Origin of the sequence: Rubellimicrobium roseum, assembly GCF_006152145.1 — a bacterium.
Taxonomy (GTDB): Bacteria; Pseudomonadota; Alphaproteobacteria; order Rhodobacterales; family Rhodobacteraceae; genus Rubellimicrobium; species Rubellimicrobium roseum.
In genome coordinates this window covers 1-16960 of record NZ_VDFV01000065.1, presented here as the reverse complement: position 1 = coordinate 16960, position 16960 = coordinate 1, and the positions used below count along the sequence as shown (strand labels likewise).

Sequence of the window (16960 nt, the reverse complement as noted above, 5' to 3'; positions counted from 1 at the left end):
GACAGTGGAGGCCAGCGCCTTCTGCACGGCGTGGAACTGGTGATAGCCCGCGAGCTTTTTCGACTTTACGACGCCGTCGATGACCTCGAACGCCACGTAGTCGGTGATGAGGTCGAGGAAGCGATCGGGGGCGAACGCGCCCCGGATCACTACCTCCAACTCGGGACGACCCGTGTCGTCGACGGTCGAGCCGTCAATGGTGCGCCAGGGGGCGAAGCGGTCGAGCCCTGCCGTCAGGGAGCCAATGCGGGCTTCGATGCCATCGCTGATGACGACGATCTGGTTGAGCCGCAGCAGCTCCGGCACCTTGGTGCGGTAGTTGCCCACCTGTGTGTGCGCCCGTTCCAGGGTGGCTTGGGCATCGGCTGGGCTCTTCAACTCCAGAAGCGCGAGAGGGAGGCCGTTGACGAAGACGACCACGTCGGCGCGGATCACGTCGCGGTCATCGGGACCTTGGACGATGAACTGGTTGGCGACGAGGAGCCGGTTGGCCTTTGGGTCGGCACGGTCGATGAGGTGGACGGCGACTGTGCGGGTCTCGCCGTCGCTCACCACCTCGACCGGGACACCCGTCACAAGGAAGGGGTGGAAGGCGCGGTTGTTCTCGACGACGTCCTGGGTGGGTGTGGCCAGCACCTTCCGAACGGCCTCGTCGATCATGTCTGCGGTGGCGTCGGGGTTAAGGGTCGCCAGCGCGCTGCGCAGCTCGGGCTCCAGAATAGCTTGCTTGTAGCTCGTGCGGGCGCCCATAGGGCCATCGGGGGCGAGATGGTCGCCCGGGACCGTGCGCCAGCCGGCCAGCTCGAACCAAGAAAGGGCGGCCAGCTCGACGGCCTCCTCCTTGAAGCCGGTTGGAGCCGGCGCAGGCGCATTCGGGAACGTCACGCAGCCTCGTCCTCGTTGTCTTGGTCCAGCATCTGCTCCGCCTCCCACTCCACACGAGCCATGTCGTACTGCGTGCGGTCCAGCAGGTACAAAGCTCGGCTGGCGGACAGCGTCGAGCCCGCCACAACGACTTCATGCTCATCATCGAGGTAGCCGTTGAACGCCGCGTAGTCGGGGTAGAGGTCTGGATCGGAGTCGGCTGCTGTCGTCACAGGCCGACTCCAGGCAGCGTCGAAGAGGAAGGCGATCAGCGTGTCACAAAGTCCGCCGAGCATGACGGCGTGCCGTCCTTCGAGCATCGCCCAGTCCAGCGACCCGCCGTGCCTGAGGCCCGGAACGTTGCTGAGCTCGCCTAAGGCACCGATCGTACCGTTGATGCTGCCGATCAGCTTCTTGATCGACCGGTCGATCCTCTCCGCTTCGGGGTGGCCTGCCAGCTTGAAGTCCAGGGCTTCCAGCAACTGCTTGTTGCGCGCCGCGAGGTCGCCCGCATCCTTGAGCGTGACGCCAAGCTGGGGAGCAATCGTTAACTGAGTCGCCTCGAACAACGCCCGGACGCGCTCCAAGCAGCGCGAGGGCTCGTCGTTGATCGTGACCTCCAAGGCGTCGACATGCGTCCTGAGTCTCTCGGCGCGGTCGGGATGATTCTCGATCAACGCGCGCAGCATCTGGAACACGAAAGGCATCAGGCGGCCGTAACCTCGGCGGTGGCATCAGCGATGCGCAGCTCGCCGGAAATGAGCTTGGGGAGGAGGGTATCGCGGAGGGCGGCCAGGGTAGACGCTTGCTGCCTCGCTTGGTCGGCTCTTTGACGAAGAGGTGTCACAGCCCTATCGAATGCCGCCCCGACCTCAACACTCGGCACCAAGATACGCATTCGACCTACACTCTCCCGAGGCAACTCGGTTTGTCCAGTCGATCCCTGAGCCAAGGCCTCGATCGCATTCTCTAAGTCCATAATAGCCAGACCCAGATAGTTGGCACTCACGACCGAGGCCTTCGGTCTGACGATGGTTACATGGCTGTCAGCCGTTGCTGGCTCTGGCAAGGAGGTGACCTGAGCAACGCGCCCTAGTGTTCCGACCCCAGTGCTGTTGATGAGAATATCTCCTATCGCAAGTGCTTTCGACTCGGAGACCGACTTGATCTTAGGATCGTGCCTGCGAGCCTTGCTGAAGTCGATCTGCGACTCTCGAATGCACTTTTGGTTCACGACCAATATGCCTTCGTCCGCATAAGCGGGCGACAAGCCGCGTGTCACAAACTCGGCCAAGTTGGGCAAGACAGGTTCAACGGACCAGCCGTCTGGCACCGCATCTCCGCCAAAGATATTTGGGAACAGCGCCGCGAGATCGTCAGGTAAGCCCGTGGACCGTCCTTCGGCCTTGGCTCGCACTGGGTCAAAGTCCACGAACCAGCTCCTGAACAGCGCCCGCGCCATCGACTCCAGCGTCCCCGCTGTGCGCCGGTTCAGCTCGATCTTGTCGTCGAGGGCGCCGAGGAGTTCGGCCACAGCCTTTTGCGACCCCATCGAAGGTTTCGGCACTCGTAGACGTTCAAGATCGCTCTTCGTCAGTGCGTTACGCGTGGCACCGGAAGCTGCGATCGAAAGCATGAGCTGTTTAGTGGCGGGCGCTACAAGCGCGTAGAATAGGAACCTCTGCTCGAAGTGTTTAGGGTCAGCCCTTACGATGGCGACATGTTGGTTCACGCGCGCCGGCAGAACGGCAGCATCCACCATGCACACGCGCGCGACGGAATCTCCCGTAATGTTGACGAGTATGTCTTTATCCTTGACCGTTACTCCGTCGAGAAGTCGCGCTTGTTCTTCGTCAATGAATGCAAGTCCGCCGTGCTTGAACTGGAAGTCGAGGACGTTCTGACTCCGAATGAGTGCAAAAGGTCCTTCAGCCAAGTAGGAATCGGCCCCACCTCGTGGGGTGGCGCCGCTTCCAATCTTGAGAGTGTAGGCGCCTAACGTGACTTCTGGCCACTCACCACCCATGCCCGACCCCCGCCAGCGCGGCCCTGATCCGCTCGTCGACCCTTGCTCCCTCTTCCATCTGCCCACGCAGCTCGGCCGTGAGCCGCGCCATGCGCTCGGCGAACGGTTCCTCCTCCGCCTCGGCCTCGGCCGTGCCGACGTAGCGCCCCGGCGTCAGCACGAAATCCTGCGCCGTGATATCCTTCGTCGTCACGCTCGCGCAGAAGCCCGCCTCGTCGGCATAGCGTCCGCCGGTCTCTCGCCAGTTATGGTAGGTGTCCGCGACCTTTGCGATGTCCGCTTCGGTCAGCACCTTCAGCGTCCGGGTCTCCATCGAGCCCAAGGTCCGCGCGTCGATGAACAGCGTCTCGCCCCGCCGGTCGCGCAGCTTTACGTCGCGCACGAGGCCGTTCGACTTGTCGCGCGACAGGAACCAAAGGCAGACCGGGATCTGCGTGGTGGAGAAAAGCTGCCCTGGCAGGCTGACGATGCAGTCGACGAGGTCCGCCTCGACGATCCGGCGGCGGATATCTCCCTCACCCGACTGCTGGCTAGATAGTGACCCGTTGGCCAGGACGAAGCCTGCTGTGCCATGAGGCGCGAGGTGGTGGATGAAGTGCTGCACCCAGGCAAAGTTGGCGTTGCCCGCCGGAGGGACGCCGTAGGCCCATCGCTTGCCCTCCAGCACCGTCTTGCTCGACCAGTCGCTGTCGTTGAAGGGCGGGTTGGCGAGAACGAAGTCGGCCTTGAGGCCGGGGTGGAGGTCCTCGTGGAAGGTGTCCGCCCACTTGGGCCCGAGGTTCGCCTCGATGCCCCGAATGGCGAGGTTCATCTTGGCGAGGCGCCACGTCGTCGCGTTGCTCTCCTGCCCAAAGATCGACACGTCGTTGCGCCGGCCGTTGTGTGCCTCCACGAACCGTTCGGACTGCACGAACATGCCGCCCGACCCGCAGCAGGGGTCATAGACCCGGCCCTTGAAGGGCTGGAGCATCTCGACGAGCAGGCGCACCACGCAGCCGGCCGTGTAGAACTGCCCACCGCGCTTGCCCTCAGCGATGGCAAACTGGCCCAGGAAGTACTCGTAGACGCGTCCCAGCACGTCCTGCCCGTGGTGGGCATCCTTGAAGGTGAGGTTGGAAAAGAGGTTGACGACCTCGCCGAGCTTGCTTTGGTCCAACTCCGGACGGGCGTAGTTCTTGGTCAGGACGCCCTTGAGGCTCGGGTTCTCGATTTCCAGGTGGAGCATTGCCATGTCGATGAGGGCGCCGATGGTCGGCTTCTCACTCGTCGCCCTGGCCTTGAGGAACCCCCAGCGAGCGGACTCGGGGACCCAGAATACGTTGTCCCCGATGAAGAGGTCGCGAAGGACCTCGGGGTCCTCGATGAGTTGCCTTTCCTCAGGGTCGGCCTCGGCCTGCTCCTGGCGCTCGTCGAAGCGGTCAGAGATGTACTTGAGGAAAATAAGGCCGAGCGCGACGTGCTTGTACTCGGCTGCGTCCATGTTGCCGCGGAGCTTGTCGGCGGCGGCCCAGAGCGTTGTCTCGATGGAAGGCTTCGCCTTCGTGGCCTTCACGACCCCGCTGCTTCCAGCCTTACGCCCACTTGCCATGCTCCGCGCCCCCCCGATTGTTGTCTCCTCCAGTCAAGAGGATTTTCTGGGAAAGATGCCCCGCTAGCAGAGGTGCTGGCAATCCTCCATACGTGGACGGCAGAGTCTGCAAAATTCGTGAGTTTGTGACCGCTGGCTGGACCCAAGTGCCATAAGGGGTTACGTCGCGCGTATGTCCCGCGCGAAAGTCACCCCGCCGCAAGCCCCCGTTGCCCTCGCCCATGGCACCGTTCCGAGCGGCCGGCTCTTGGGTTACGCGAGGGTGTCCACGGACGGCCAGACGCTCGCGCCGCAGGTGGAGCAGCTCCACGCAGCGGGGGCTCGTCCCGTGTTCCGCGAGACGGCATCGGGAGCGAAGCAGGACCGGGCGCAGCTCGCCAAGCTCCTCAAGGAGGTGGAGCCCGGCGACGTGGTGCTGGTGACCAGGCTTGATCGGCTGGCGCGGAGCACGCGGGACCTCCTGAACGTGCTGGGCTCGCTCGCGGAGAGGGGCGCCATGTTCCGCTCGCTGGCCGACCCTTGGGCCGACACCACCACGCCGCACGGCCGGCTCATGCTCACGGTGCTCGCGGGCCTCGCGGAGTTCGAGCGCGAGCTGATCCGCGCCAGGACGGGCGAGGGACGCGCCAGGGCCAAGAAGGAGGGGCGGAAGATGGGCCGGCCCTACAAGCTCACCCCCCACCAGCAGCGGGAGGCGCGGGAGCGCAGGGACCAGGGCGAGAGCCTGTCGAGCATCGCCCGGAGCTTCAACGTCCACCACGCCACCATCGCGCGGCTCTGCGCCGACGGGGAGCCGGTGGGGTGAGCCGTGAGCCCGAGCAGCTCGACCTCCTCGACTGGATCGCCGCTCAGGAGGCGAGGGAGACTGTCCCGCGGCCCCACCCTGCTTCCGCCCCGTTCAGGACCGAGGAGGACCCCGCACCCGTGCTCCTGACCCGCGTGGACCCGGCCTGCAACATGCGCCGCTTCTACAGCGTGGCACTGGCCCGGAGCCTGTGGGGCGAGTGCGGGGTCGTGCGCCACTGGGGGCGGATTGGCACCCCAGGGCAGCGGCGCACCGACTGGTACGACGGCGTACCGGACGCAGAGCGCGCCCTTGGCAGCCTGCTCCGGGCCAAGCGCCGGCGGGGCTACCGGGCCTGAGAGCCAAAAGCAGCGGCCCCGAGAGCAGCCCGGCCAAGGCCCAGTCCAGACTCCTGGGAGAGCCGCCGAGCCCTAGCCTCCCTGCTGGAGAACCCGACCCGGGGTGCGAAGCGCCGGCTGCGTTGCGCCATAGGTCCAGTGCAGCTCGGCTTGCGCCAGCGCCTTGGCCCAGCCCCGGCCCCAAGCGGAGGCGAGCGGGTCGCCGTCGGCGTAGGGGCTGGCCGACGCGGGCTGGCCGTCACGGGCGGCGGCGTAGCCCTTGCACCAGGCGTCCAGGAGTGTGTCGTGCGCCATGGGAGCGTTTCCTCAGGCCAGCGGCCCTGCCACGAGAACCGGCCGGAGCGGGAGGGGGTTCCAGGAGCCCCTCAAGGCGGCCCACGGGGAGGGCCGAGTGATGCCGACTGGGCGCGCTCCCAATCGGGCTTGGCAGGGGCAAGGAGGCGGCGCTAGGCTCGGCGCACCGGGGCCTGAGCATGTATGGAAGTAACATGGACCTCTTGTCCTATGATCCCCCGACCCCCTCGAGCTCCAACCCCGCCCTGCAAATTGGAGAGCTGCTCTTTCACCCGTCTCTAGGTGTCGCCGGCTGGCTGGCCGCGGTGCGGAGGTGGGCAAAGGCGCAGGCTCGCTAGGCGAGGCTGGTCCGTTCAGGCAGGAGCAGCTAGGGCCGAGTCGGTACAGGTCCCCAACCTGATCCTGGACCTTCAAGCGGCATGCCATAGCCGAGTCTGGGGCCACAGCTTGGAGCGACGGCCCCCCAAGCTAGGACGGAACGGCTCACCCGTGCACATGACTTGCGCACAGGCTAGGCCGCTGATCTCTCGAGGTCCGGCCTGCCGCGCTTCACTCACGAATGGTGCACAACTTAGGCCATCTAATTGCCTGAGAGTGAACCAAGGCTTGCGGCTCATCGACAGTTCGTGACGCAGGCATTTACTCGCCCCGGGACAAAGCGCGACTGCGCTTGCTCCTGTGATCGGCTCTGCACATAAGACCGCAGGAGGTCGGAAGGCGGCGAGTTGAAGAAGTACCTTTCAGACGGTTCGGCCCTCCGGCGCAGCTCCTGGCTCGGCTACGCCTTTGGACTGGCTGCATTCGGCTTGGCACTTGCGCTGCGCTTTGCGCTCGACAGCAACTTGCCACCCGGCTTTCCATACCTGACCTTCTTTCCGGCCGTGATCCTGACGACCTTTCTCGCCGGCACAGGGCCTGGGATCGTCTGCGCGCTGCTGTCGGGCTTGGCCGCGTGGTACTGGTTCATCCCGCCGTTTGGTTCCTTCGGGATGACCCAGAACACCGCAATCGCGCTTGCCTTTTACGTGTTCATCGTCGGGGTCGATGTCGCGGTGATCGATGCGATGGTGCGCGCTGCCGATCGGCTGGAGACGGAACGGGCGAAGAGCGCCAAGCTCGCCGAGCAGCACCGCACACTCTTTGAGGAGCTGCAGCACCGCGTGGCGAACAACATGGCGTTTGTCGCCTCATTGCTCATGCTCCAGAAGCGCACGGTGGCCGCGGACCCAGCGTGCGCATCCGCGGTGTTCGACGATGCCGCACACCGCTTGCAGGTGATGGCGCGGCTCCACCGCAAGCTCCACGACCCGGTATCGCTGGAGCAGCCGATAGGTGATTATCTACGTGGCTTGTGCGCCGACCTCGTCGAGGCGAGTGGCGCCAAGGGGATCGTTTGTCTTATCGACGCTGACGAGATGCGGCTCGACCTGACGCGGCTGACCGCGTTGTCGCTCATCGTCAACGAGGTGATAACCAACTCGCTGAAGCACGCCTTCAAGGGCCGCGAGGGCGGCACGATCACGCTCGATCTGAAGCGCATCACAAGCGATCGCGTGGCGCTGATGGTGGCTGACGACGGGCCAGGGCTGCCCGCCGCAGCGCCGAGTGCGACGGGTCTCGGCCTCAAGATCGTGCAGGGCCTCGCCGCGCAACTTGGCGGTGAGGTATCGACACCACCCACCAAGGGCATGGCAACGCGCATCGAGTTCGCGGCCTGAATGGGCAAGCGTCGATGGCTTGGACAGGCTCGGGCTCGCCTACCTGCCTGAGGATTTAGGAACGCCGACACTCGGCAGGACCTGCTCATGCCCGTTCTCACCGACTGGTGCCGACTCCGGCCGGGATACCACCTCTATCCGAACCGGCGGGAGCCCTCGGCGGCCTCCGTGCTCGTGATAAAGGCGCTGCGTCACCAAGACGACTCTCGTGATGTTCATTAATCTTAAATAAAGCGAAGGCGACCTGCGTATTAGCATGCAAGGCGTCCGCTAGGACGCTGGCCGCCAGACTGCCTCTGCCGATAGGCAGTGCGATGGCCGGTGCCGAGCCTCTCTTGTATGACGGGAGGGATGCCGAACTTGATCACGGGCCGGGCCATGCGCTTCTATCGCGAACATCGGGGCTTTGAGGTGCATCTGGGCGAGGCCCCACGGACCTCGGACGCCGGCGGCGTGACCTGGTTGGTTCGAGGCTACGGCAAGGACCGGGCGAACGGGGTGGCTCCGTCACGCCAAGAGGCGTTCACGGCCGCCAGCGCGGCGATCGATCGGATCGAGGACGACCCTTATCGCTTCCCTGTCAACCTCGTCGGCTATCCAAGGGAGTCAGAGGGCGATGTCGTTACCCGGGACGGGGAAGTGCTCGGGCGCTGGCGCATGAGTGATGATGAGGCGCTGGAGATGGTCGAGTTCATCCCGGAGGGAGCCGACGACGTCCTGTTCAGGGACCACTTCATCGGCGTCCTCTGCGCCACCATTCAGGATTGGTATGAGGGGCGGGAGTCTCGGTAGAGCGCTGTCGGTCTCGCAAGGCGTCCGCTGAGGACATGCAGAGAAGGAGCGCTCGCCGCTGGGCAGTCCCTTCCGATGCTCTGGCATCGAAAGGGACAGGCGAGAGGGTGGACCACTGCGGTCCCGTCAAGCCTTGTCCTCTGCCCCCTGCGGGGGCCTGCGGGAAGGCTTGACCGGCCCTCCGCGTCGGCGGCCGAGACCCCTGCCCCGTCCCCGCAACCCTGAAACAAGTTGCCTGCCTGTTCCCGCTCCGGCACTGTGGCCGGAAGGCCGCCCGGACTCACGGAGCGGCGCGAGGCGTAACCTAGGGGAGCAGCAAGCCCGAAAATACGAAGACCCGCCAGGGGCGGGCCTCATATCCGGCGGAGACGCCAGGAAAGCTTGTGACTTGACACCCCAAGCTTCCCACGTCGCACCGCCCTATCGCAAGAGGTTTCTTGCCATGGCGGAGCCTTGCCCGCGCACAAGTGCGTGCTAGGGCCACGGCTCCTGTCCTGGAGGCCCCGCCCCTGTCGGCTTTCCACAGCCAACAGAGGGACAGACAGAGATGATGAGAGAGATCGGGGCCGTCCTGGACGGAGGCCCAGGCGGGCGCGCCGCAGGCGCCGGCCGCCGAGGCCGCGCGCGCGACCCCGTGCGCCGCGGCTCGCGCCTGGTGGGCACGTGCGAAGGCGCATGGTGGCGCCCGGTGGCGCGGCCCGAGGTGCGCCGCGTGGTGCTCGCCGCCAAGCGCTACGAGCTGGCCGGCCGGCAGGCCGGGCGCCGGCGTGGCCCCTTGGGGCACGTGGGCCTGGAGGTGCTGGAGCTCTTGGCCAACCTGGTGAGCTACAGGAGCGGGCGGCTGGAGCCCTCGATCCTGTACCTCATGGGCAAGCTCCGGCGGTCCAAGGACGCCGTGGTGCGGGCGCTCGCAGCCTTGCGCGAGCACGGCTTCCTGGACTGGCTCAGGCGGCACGAGAAGGTCGAGGTGCTGGAGGACGCGCCCGGGCCCCGCGTGCGCCAGGTGAGCAACGCCTACCGGCTGAGCCTGCCCGCGCGGGCGGCGCAGCTCCTGGGGCACTGGCTGTCCTCGTCCCCGCCCCTGCCCGACGACGTGGCGCAGGAGCGGGAGGACCGCGCGGCCTGGCTCCGGGAGCACAAGGCCGCCCTGCCCCTCTCCGAGCTGCCCTTGGCGGAGGTCGAGGACGACCGGCTGGCGCGGGTGCTGGGGGAGCTGGGGCGGGCCGTCGAGGCCAAGGCCCGAGCGGCTCGCGGCGCCCAGGCCGACCGAGGCGAGGAGCGCGGCAGACCAGCTTTCTCTTGAGAAGGAGTGCGAGTCCGCCAGGCAGGGAGAACCCCAAGCTAAAACCTTAGATAGAGCCCAGACGGCGGCAGAGACGATACAGAGAGGCAGGAACGCGCGTCCCTCGCAGGGCGCGCCACCCGATCCCTGTTCCCGGAGCCGCCGTCGCGCGGGGTCCGAAGCCGGAGCCCTTGTGCCCGCAAGGGCGGGGCGCGATTCGCGGCCCGGGACCGCAGCCACGCGCAGCCGCAGGAGCTGGAGCGAAGCAGTGCGCAGCGGGCCGGCGACGAGGCGAGCATGGCGAGGACCCACCCCTTGCGGGAGGAAGGGCGGAGGCTATCCCCGCAGGCAAGACGGTGGATTCGGGAGCAGGGATCGACAGCCCCTGTTCCGGGTGAGCCAGAGCCTTTTAGGCTTCGACGCCTCTTAGGCGCTGCCACCAGGAGCGCTGGGGAGGCCGAGCTTGGGCCTGAGGAGCGGGCTCGGAGACCGGAGCTGGCGTCGGCTTCTCGGGCTGGTAAGTCAGGAGAGCCGTGAGACGCCGCCGCTCCTCGGCCTCCGCATCGAGGCGGGCGCGCAGATCGCTCACCTCATCTGAGAGCCGCTCGTTCAGAGCCTGAGCCGACCGAAGCTTCTCCTGCAAAAGGTCAACTTCACCCGTTAAGGGGGTAGAGTTTCCTGGGGTTTCCTCGGGTCGAACCTTGGGGGTTTCTTCAACCTTGCCGGCAACCCTAGGCCATACTCGGAACAGCTCGGCAGGTTCGATGCTGTAGGGTCCCCCTTTCGGGCCGTTCGCGGAAAGCTTTCCAGATTGTATGGCTTTGGTGATCGTCGGAAGGCTCTTGCCAACCTCCTTGGCCGCCTCTGATGCGGTAAACCCCATGCCCTTACCTGCCCCTTTCCTCCGGTCGAAGTTGCCGGGTTTCAGAAAGGGTAACATAGGAAACCCCCTACAAGAAGAGGTCGCTCATCTGGGACTTACCCCACCCACTACTTACGCAGCCCCACCTATGGCCACTCGAACCGGCAGGAGGTGCCATCTCCATAGGTGGACCAGTCGCGCCAGTCCCCGCCCATGAGGCGGCACCCCATCGGGTGAGAGGCTATGACGCGCGGCATGAGGATCAGGAGAGCCAGCACCAGGAGGAGGGCGGCGAGGCCGATCCCTGGGAGCCGCGCGCGCCAGAGAGCGGCGCGCTCGCGCGCGAGGCGGAGGTCGCGCGCGAGGTCCATCACCTGGCCCTGGAGCCTGCCGGTGGCGCTCCGCTGCTCGTCCATGTGGCTCAGGCGCGCGACGGCGCCTGCCAGTTCGTCCAGGCGGGGCAGCAGGGCCTTGTTGAGGGCCTGCCCGACCTCGGCAGCGAGCTTGCCGGGGTCGGCTTGGGCGCGGGCCGCGAAGGCGGCCTGGCGCGTCTCGGCGGCGGTGCCCGCGAGCTTGCCCAGGGCGTCGGTCTGGCCATCCACGCGGTCGGAGACGCTGGCCACGATGGTGGCCAGCACGTCGAGGGTGCGGGTGAGGTCGTTCAGCTCGGCCGCGAGCGCGGCCGTGCCGTCCGGCGGAGCGGCAGCAGCAGCACCAGGAGCCCCGGTCGGGACGAGGGCGCGGCTTGGGGACCTGTCTGCGTCCCTGCTGGCCGGCGCGGACGTACCGGCGGCGCCGAGGAGGTCACTGACCTTGCGGGGCGGCATGGAGGCCTCCGAACTCGGGATCGGCGAAGTAGCGGAGCTTCTGGGCGAGGATCATGGGCTGGCCTTGCACGCGCAGGAGCCAGACGGCGCGGACCGGGGCGGCGGCGAGGAGGGTGCTCCAGCGGGTGAGGGCGCGCAACGCGGAGGCGACGGCGGCCATGGTCAGGCGCCCTGACCAGGTTGGGCAGAGGCCGCAGCCGAGCCCAGGTCAGCTCCCGCGCCAGCGCCGTCCTGAGCCCTATCCTCGGGCAGCGCGTCCCCTGGCGACCACCCCACGAACGCGCGGCGGTCCTGCTCGCGGGGGAGGTTGCGCACGAGCCGGTCCAGCATGGCGGCCGCGCTCGCATCGCGTCCGGCCAAATCGACCAGCGCTCCTCCGAGGATGACCTTGCGCCGGGTGTCGAGCTTCCTGGCTTCCGTGGCAGCCCGGTTCCTCAGTGCTTGGAGCCTGGCCTTAGCTTGGGCGTAGCGCTTCTCCGCGCGTTCCAGCTCGGTCTCGGCCATGGCGCACTCTCCTCAGATGACACTAGCCCGGACTTCCACTCTCCCCTAGGTTGATCCCTGAGACAACCCGTGGAGGTCGTGCGTGGGCCCGACGAGCGACAGTGAGAAGGGCGCACTTTCGCAAACCCTGCGGGTTTGCCGTGCGGTCTCCCCGGGGCGCTGCCCCCGCCGACGGCGTCCCCCTGTCCATCGCACCGCGATGGATCGGGAGGCGCTCCCCGCCCTCCCGAACCCTCCCCGGCCAACGTGCGCCGTTGGATCGCGCCGGCGCCCCGGGCCTCGCTGGGCCGGAGCGCTCAGGGCGAGGCTCCTGCCTCGCCGCGGGCCGCGCCCGCACCCGCCGCCGGGCTCCTGCCCGGAGTGCCGCGGCGGCGCTGGCGCGCCTGCTCCCGCGCCGCTGGCCCTTGGCCTCGCCCTCACCTCGTGCGCCGCCGTGCGCGGGCGCGGGTGAGGCGGCCATGGCGAGCTACCACCTCAGCGTGAAGTCGGTGCGCCGCTCGGAGGGACGCTCCGCGACGGCCGCCATCGCCTACCGCCAGGCCGAGCGCATCGAGTGCCAGCGCGAGGGGAGGGTGCACGACTACCGCGCGAAGGCGGGCGTGGAGGCCTCGTTCATCGTGGCCCCGGAGGACGCCCCCACTTGGGCCCACGACCGCCAGGCGCTCTGGAACGCCGCCGAGGCGCGGGAGACGCGGGTGAACAGCGTCACCGCGCGGGAGTGGGAGCTGGCGCTGCCGCACGAGCTGGACGCGACAGGCAGGCGCGAGCTGGCCCATGCCTTCGCCCGCGAGCTGGTGGCGCGCTACCGCGTGGCGGCCGACGTGGCGATCCACGCGCCGCACCGGGAGGGAGACCAAAGGAATTGGCACGCCCACGTGCTCACCACCACGCGCAGCCTCACCCGGGAGGGCCTCGCGGAGAAGACCCGCGTGCTCGATGCCAAGCAGACGGGCGGCCAGGAGGTCGAGCACATGCGGGAGAGGTGGGCGGAGCTACAGAACCGAGCGCTGGAGCGGGCGCACGTCGCCGAGCGGGTAGACCACCGCACGCTGGCCGTGCAGCGGGACGAAGCGCGCAGCCTCAGCCACGAGGCTCGGGCCGACAACCTGGACCGGGCGCCCGAGGTGAAGCTCGGGCCCGTAGTGAGCGCCATCGAGCGGCGCGAGCAGCGGGCGGCCGAGCGGGAGGGGCGCGAGTACATCCCCGTCACCGAGCGGGGCGCCCAGGTGCATGAGGCTAGGGCGGCGAGGAGCCTCCTTGCGGAGCTGGGGCGGGTCAGGGACGAGCTGCGCGAGCAGGTGCGCGAGCGGGCCCAGCTCGCGCGCGAGATCTACGCGCACGCCCGCGAGGAGGGCACCGACAGGATCAGGGCCGGGCTCGCGGCGCTCAGGGCTGCGGCCCAGCGGCAGGGGATCGGGCTGGAGCGCGGACAGGGGCAGGAGCGCGGTCCGACCCACGGCATCGCCCATGGGCCCGCGCCAGGCGAGGAACAGGGCCGCGACCCGTGGGCCGAGCGCCAAGCCAGCCGAGACAGCATTAAGGAGCGGCTGGAGCGCCTTCGCACGCGCGAGGCGCCCCACCACGCTCAGGACGGGTCGCAGCACGAGCGGGTGGCGGGCCTCTCGGCAGGCTTGTCAGCCCACGGGCTGGACCGACAGCACCAGGAGCGCAGCCTCGGCACCGAGGCCATCCGCGAGCGGCTGGAGGCCCTGCGGGACCGGGCGCAGCCGGCAGCGCAGCGCGAGGAGCCGGCGGTGGGCCTGCCGGCGCACGGGCGGGAGCCGGAGCAGGCCCAGGAGGGGCACCGGGCGCGTAGCGCCGAGGCCATCCGCGAGCAGCTCAGGGGCGTGCTGGACCGCGCTAGGCCGGTGGCGGTAGAGCGGGAGGGGATCGGCCACGAGCGCGAGGGACTAGCGCACAAGGAGCAGGCGCATGGGGACGAGCGGGAGGAGCACGCGCTCAAGCACAAGGACCGCGGGATCAGCTATGGTCTATGAGTGCTATTCACCTTGACGATTGACGTATATCGTCAATATGGCTACCTCTGTGACCCATGATCCTGGGCTACCGCGACAAGAGGACGGAGCGGTTCGCTATGGGCGAGTTCGTGAAGGCGCTCGGCGGCATTGAGGCACAGGCGGCCAAGCGGCTCGCGATCCTGAACGCCGCGCCGTCGCTCGACGCCTTGCGGGCCCTGCCCAGCAACCGGCTGGAAGCGCTCAAGGGGGACCGGGCGGGGCAGTGGTCGATCCGCGTCAACGACCAGTGGCGCGTCTGCTTCGAGTGGCCGGACGGGCAGGCAGGCCCGAGCGGGGTCGAGATCGTGGACTACCACTGACGAGGAAAGGCCGGAGAGGAGAGCCAGCCATGTTCATGCGAGCCGTTCATCCTGGGGCCGTCCTGAAGGACGAATTGGACGAGCTGGGCATCACGCCCACGGAGTTCGCGCGCCAGATCGACGTGCCCCCCAACCGGGTGAGCCAGATCATCGCGGGCAAGCGGGGCGTCACAGGCGACACCGCACTGCGTTTTGGACATTGGTTCGGAATGGACCCGCAGTTCTGGCTCAACCTCCAGGCGCGGTGGGACCTCGTGCAGGCCGAGCGCGAGGCGGGAGACGCCATCCGGCACCTGCCGAAGCGGGCGGCCTAGCTGACGATGGCCGATGTGGGTGAGGGACCGATCAAGGTCATGCGCGACACCGGCAACGTGTTGAACCCCACTGGCGAGATGCCTGAAGCTTAGTCCCAGTTAGCCGCCAGCGTTTGCGCCTGCTTGATAACCAGTTCGACGGCTGCTTTCTGAAGGTCAGGCGGGTAGCCATAGCGCATGAGGAGCTTGCGGACCTCAATCCGCATCTTTGCCCGCACGCTTTCCTTGCGTGTCCAGTCGATGCTGGCCGAGCCGCGGATGGTCTGCACGAGAAGCTGCGCCAACGTGCGGAGTTGCTCGTGTGCCATGAGAGCCTTAGCAGAGCCGTTCTCAGCTAGAGCATCATAGAAGGCCAGCTCCTCCTTGCTCAGGCCCAGTTCGGCGCTTCGCAGGTTCGCAGCGCTGATGTCCTTGGCGAGGGCAATCAGCTCCTCGATGACTTGGAGGCTGTCGACGGCACGGTTGTGATAGCGGCGCAAGGTCTCGTCGAGTCGGTCGCTGAGCCCTTTGGCCTCGATGATGTTTGACCGTGACCGCGTCTTAATCTCGTTGGCCAAAAGTCTTCGCAGGGTTTCGACGGCGAGGTTCTTCTCCCTGGTCTGACCGACCTCGGCCAGGAACTCCTCCGACAGGATGGAGAGGTCCGGCTGCTCTAGGCCAGTCGACTGGAACACGTCCAGGATGCCGTCGGCCATGACCGCCCGAGAGAGTAGCTGCCGGATGTTCCGCTCTACACTGTCGCGCCTTTGACCCGAGCCGGCCGTGTACTTCACCAGGTTGGCGCGGATTACTGCTACCAGCGCGATCTCGTCCCGCCGAGCGGCCACGTGCTCGTCGCCGGCACTGAGCGCGTAAGCCACCTCTAGCTTGGTCGCGGCGTCTACGAAGCTCTCTCTGAGGTTGCCGGCTAGGAGGTGCTCCAAGCACTGCTTAAGGATCGTTAGGCGTTCAGCCGGTGAGCCCCCAAAGAACGCCTGCCAGGGCGAGTTCTGCAAGAGGGCAAGAGCGGACTCGAGGTGCAGGAGGGTCTGTCGCACAGCCTCGTCCAGGTCGAGCCTGACCTGATCGCGATCCCTCGCCGTGTACTGAGCCAGCGCCGCCCTGAGCTCGGCGCCAATGCCCAGGTAATCGACTACAAGGCCGCCGGGCTTGTCGCCCCACACGCGGTTCACGCGGGCGATAGCCTGCATGAGGCCGTGCCCCCGCATGGGCTTGTCTACGTAGAGCGTGTGGAGCGAGGGCGCGTCGAACCCCGTCAGCCACATATCGCGGACGATGACGAGGTCGAACCCGGAGGCGGGGTCCTTGAACCTGTCCGCGAGGTCTTCGAGACGCCTCTTGGTTCGCAGGTGGGGTTGGAGGGGCGCAGGATCGGCATTGCCGTTGCCGGTGATGACAACCTTCAGGAGGCCGGCCGTATCGTCGCGGGGGTCGGCCGAAATCCAGCCGGGCCGCAGCTCGGCGATCCGGTTGTACAGCTCCACCGCCACGCGCCGACTGATCGTGACGATCATGCCCTTGCCACCCGCGAGGCCCTCGCGTCGGCGATCGAAGTGTTCGACGATGTCGGCCGCGACCTGAGCTAGCCGGTCGGGGGCGCCCACAACCTCCTCAAAGCGGGTCAGGTCGCTCTTGCTACGCTCAGTGGCCTCGTCGCCTTCCGCCAGCTCCTCGGCCAAGGCGTCCAGTTCCTCGCGCTCCTCCGCAGTGAGGTTCAGCCGCAGGCGAGCTAGGCGGGCGGTGTAATGGATCGGCACGGTTGCTTTATCGGCAACGGCCTGGGTCATGTCGTAGGTATCGATTACCTCGCCGAACACGCCCACGGTGCTGCGGTCCTTGGTGTCGATCGGCGTTCCGGTGAAGCCCACGAAGGTGGCATTGGGGAGGGCCTGCCTTAAGTACTCCGCGAAGCCCACCTGCTCGCGGACCTCCTCCTCGCCGACCACAAAGTGCTTGCGGAAGCCGTACTGAGTGCGGTGCGCCTCGTCAGCGATGACTACCACATTGCTGCGGTCCGTCAGCAGGGGGTGCTCGCCATCCCCACCGCGGAACTTCTGGATCGAGGTGAACACAAGGCCGCCCACATCGATGGTGAGTTGCCGGCGCATGTCCTCAACGTTGTCGGCTCGGGTGGCGCGCATCCGCAGGGCAGACCCATGCGCGCTGAACGTCCCGAAGAGCTGGTCGTCGAGGTCGTTGCGGTCGGTAACCACCACGATGGTGGGATTTCTGAGAGCCTGAGCGAGCTGGAGCTGGCGCGCGAAGAACAGCATGGTGAGCGACTTGCCGGACCCTTGGGTATGCCAGATCACCCCGCCTCGGCGCTGGCCGTCCAGTCGCGCCGCCTTGACAGTGGAGGCCAGCGCCTTCTGCACGGCGTGGAACTGGTGATAGCCCGCGAGCTTTTT

18 protein-coding genes are annotated in these 16960 nt (G+C 67.3%); 8 read left to right on the top strand and 10 right to left on the bottom strand.

Features of this window, described 5'->3' with window-relative positions:
• The 4 genes from FHG71_RS21050 to FHG71_RS21035 all read right to left on the bottom strand — a co-directional run.
• A partial coding sequence (locus FHG71_RS21050) for a type I restriction endonuclease (protein ID WP_139083661.1) occupies positions 1-885 on the bottom strand: 885 nt, incomplete at its 3' end.
• Positions 882-1571, bottom strand: a complete 690-nt coding sequence (locus tag FHG71_RS21045; protein WP_139083660.1) for an abortive infection family protein — start codon at positions 1569-1571, stop codon at positions 882-884. The genes FHG71_RS21050 and FHG71_RS21045, both read right to left, overlap by 4 nt.
• Positions 1571-2890 (bottom strand): restriction endonuclease subunit S, encoded by a 1320-nt coding sequence (locus FHG71_RS21040; protein WP_139083659.1) that lies wholly within the window; start codon positions 2888-2890, stop codon positions 1571-1573. The genes FHG71_RS21045 and FHG71_RS21040 overlap by 1 nt, the downstream gene beginning before the upstream one ends.
• Positions 2880-4442, bottom strand: coding sequence for a class I SAM-dependent DNA methyltransferase (locus FHG71_RS21035; RefSeq protein WP_246045554.1), 1563 nt, complete (start codon positions 4440-4442; stop codon positions 2880-2882). Before FHG71_RS21035 ends, FHG71_RS21040 begins: the two co-directional genes overlap by 11 nt.
• Positions 4443-4725: 283 nt before the next feature.
• Here FHG71_RS21035 and FHG71_RS21030 point away from each other — a divergent pair, with 283 nt between their 5' ends.
• On the top strand, positions 4726-5283 hold the full coding sequence (locus FHG71_RS21030) for a recombinase family protein (protein ID WP_281281989.1): 558 nt from the start codon (positions 4726-4728) through the stop codon (positions 5281-5283).
• Positions 5280-5621: a WGR domain-containing protein gene (locus FHG71_RS24440; RefSeq protein WP_246045552.1), complete on the top strand. Its 342-nt coding sequence runs from the start codon at positions 5280-5282 to the stop codon at positions 5619-5621. The genes FHG71_RS21030 and FHG71_RS24440 overlap by 4 nt, the downstream gene beginning before the upstream one ends.
• Before the next feature lie 72 nt (positions 5622-5693).
• Here FHG71_RS24440 and FHG71_RS21020 read toward each other — a convergent pair whose 3' ends face one another.
• Positions 5694-5915, bottom strand: a complete 222-nt coding sequence (locus FHG71_RS21020) for a ribosome modulation factor (RefSeq protein ID WP_139083656.1) — start codon at positions 5913-5915, stop codon at positions 5694-5696.
• A gap of 725 nt (positions 5916-6640) precedes the next feature.
• On the opposite strand from FHG71_RS21020, the gene FHG71_RS21015 reads away from it, so the two are divergent.
• The 3 genes from FHG71_RS21015 (at position 6641) to FHG71_RS21005 (ending at position 9728) form a co-directional block, all read left to right on the top strand.
• Positions 6641-7633 carry a sensor histidine kinase gene (locus FHG71_RS21015; protein WP_139083655.1) on the top strand — a complete coding sequence of 331 codons (993 nt, stop codon included), beginning with the start codon at positions 6641-6643 and terminating at the stop codon, positions 7631-7633.
• A 378-nt stretch (positions 7634-8011) separates the two neighbouring features.
• Entirely contained in the window at positions 8012-8425 is a 414-nt protein-coding gene (locus FHG71_RS21010; RefSeq protein ID WP_139083654.1) for a hypothetical protein, read from the top strand.
• A gap of 547 nt (positions 8426-8972) precedes the next feature.
• Positions 8973-9728 (top strand): helix-turn-helix domain-containing protein, encoded by a 756-nt coding sequence (locus FHG71_RS21005; protein ID WP_139083653.1) that lies wholly within the window; start codon positions 8973-8975, stop codon positions 9726-9728.
• Positions 9729-10116: 388 nt separating this feature from the next.
• Here FHG71_RS21005 and FHG71_RS21000 read toward each other — a convergent pair whose 3' ends face one another.
• The 4 genes from FHG71_RS21000 to FHG71_RS20985 all read right to left on the bottom strand — a co-directional run bounded on the left by FHG71_RS21000 (position 10117) and on the right by FHG71_RS20985 (position 11900).
• Positions 10117-10647, bottom strand: coding sequence for a hypothetical protein (locus tag FHG71_RS21000; RefSeq protein WP_139083652.1), 531 nt, complete (start codon positions 10645-10647; stop codon positions 10117-10119).
• Between the two features lie 68 nt (positions 10648-10715).
• The gene (locus FHG71_RS24625) at positions 10716-11396 is read right to left on the bottom strand and encodes a hypothetical protein (protein ID WP_139083651.1); all 681 of its coding nucleotides are present in this window, start codon (positions 11394-11396) and stop codon (positions 10716-10718) included.
• Entirely contained in the window at positions 11374-11556 is a 183-nt protein-coding gene (locus tag FHG71_RS20990; protein WP_139083650.1) for a hypothetical protein, read from the bottom strand. Before FHG71_RS20990 ends, FHG71_RS24625 begins: the two co-directional genes overlap by 23 nt.
• A 2-nt stretch (positions 11557-11558) precedes the next feature.
• A complete protein-coding gene (locus tag FHG71_RS20985; RefSeq protein ID WP_246045551.1) occupies positions 11559-11900 on the bottom strand; it encodes a mobilization protein in 342 nt (113 codons plus the stop codon).
• Between the two features lie 458 nt (positions 11901-12358).
• Between FHG71_RS20985 and mobQ the strand changes: the two genes are divergently transcribed.
• The 3 genes from mobQ (at position 12359) to FHG71_RS20970 (ending at position 14552) form a co-directional block, all read left to right on the top strand.
• On the top strand, positions 12359-13897 hold the full coding sequence (gene mobQ, locus FHG71_RS20980; protein ID WP_218014195.1) for a MobQ family relaxase: 1539 nt from the start codon (positions 12359-12361) through the stop codon (positions 13895-13897).
• Positions 13898-13995: 98 nt separating this feature from the next.
• Positions 13996-14238, top strand: a complete 243-nt coding sequence (locus FHG71_RS20975; protein WP_425467381.1) for a type II toxin-antitoxin system RelE/ParE family toxin — start codon at positions 13996-13998, stop codon at positions 14236-14238.
• Between the two features lie 29 nt (positions 14239-14267).
• Positions 14268-14552: a HigA family addiction module antitoxin gene (locus tag FHG71_RS20970; protein WP_139083648.1), complete on the top strand. Its 285-nt coding sequence runs from the start codon at positions 14268-14270 to the stop codon at positions 14550-14552.
• Positions 14553-14641: 89 nt separating this feature from the next.
• Here FHG71_RS20970 and FHG71_RS20965 read toward each other — a convergent pair.
• Positions 14642-16960 (bottom strand): type I restriction endonuclease subunit R (locus tag FHG71_RS20965; protein WP_139083647.1); only part of this gene is annotated, 2319 nt, incomplete at its 5' end.

What these genes read in the sequence shown, in the direction of transcription:
- FHG71_RS24625 (WP_139083651.1), bottom strand. Translation starts at nt 11,396, where the DNA reads ATGCCGCCCCGCAAGGTCAGTGACCTCCTCGGCGCCGCCGGTACGTCC.
- FHG71_RS20990 (WP_139083650.1), bottom strand. Translation starts at nt 11,556, where the DNA reads ATGGCCGCCGTCGCCTCCGCGTTGCGCGCCCTCACCCGCTGGAGCACC.
- FHG71_RS21040 (WP_139083659.1), bottom strand. Translation starts at nt 2,890, where the DNA reads ATGGGTGGTGAGTGGCCAGAAGTCACGTTAGGCGCCTACACTCTCAAG.
- FHG71_RS20970 (WP_139083648.1), top strand. Translation starts at nt 14,268, where the DNA reads ATGTTCATGCGAGCCGTTCATCCTGGGGCCGTCCTGAAGGACGAATTG.
- FHG71_RS21000 (WP_139083652.1), bottom strand. Translation starts at nt 10,647, where the DNA reads ATGTTACCCTTTCTGAAACCCGGCAACTTCGACCGGAGGAAAGGGGCA.
- FHG71_RS21005 (WP_139083653.1), top strand. Translation starts at nt 8,973, where the DNA reads ATGATGAGAGAGATCGGGGCCGTCCTGGACGGAGGCCCAGGCGGGCGC.
- FHG71_RS21010 (WP_139083654.1), top strand. Translation starts at nt 8,012, where the DNA reads ATGCGCTTCTATCGCGAACATCGGGGCTTTGAGGTGCATCTGGGCGAG.
- mobQ (WP_218014195.1), top strand. Translation starts at nt 12,359, where the DNA reads ATGGCGAGCTACCACCTCAGCGTGAAGTCGGTGCGCCGCTCGGAGGGA.
- FHG71_RS20985 (WP_246045551.1), bottom strand. Translation starts at nt 11,900, where the DNA reads ATGGCCGAGACCGAGCTGGAACGCGCGGAGAAGCGCTACGCCCAAGCT.
- FHG71_RS21045 (WP_139083660.1), bottom strand. Translation starts at nt 1,571, where the DNA reads ATGCCTTTCGTGTTCCAGATGCTGCGCGCGTTGATCGAGAATCATCCC.
- FHG71_RS20975 (WP_425467381.1), top strand. Translation starts at nt 13,996, where the DNA reads ATGGGCGAGTTCGTGAAGGCGCTCGGCGGCATTGAGGCACAGGCGGCC.
- FHG71_RS21020 (WP_139083656.1), bottom strand. Translation starts at nt 5,915, where the DNA reads ATGGCGCACGACACACTCCTGGACGCCTGGTGCAAGGGCTACGCCGCC.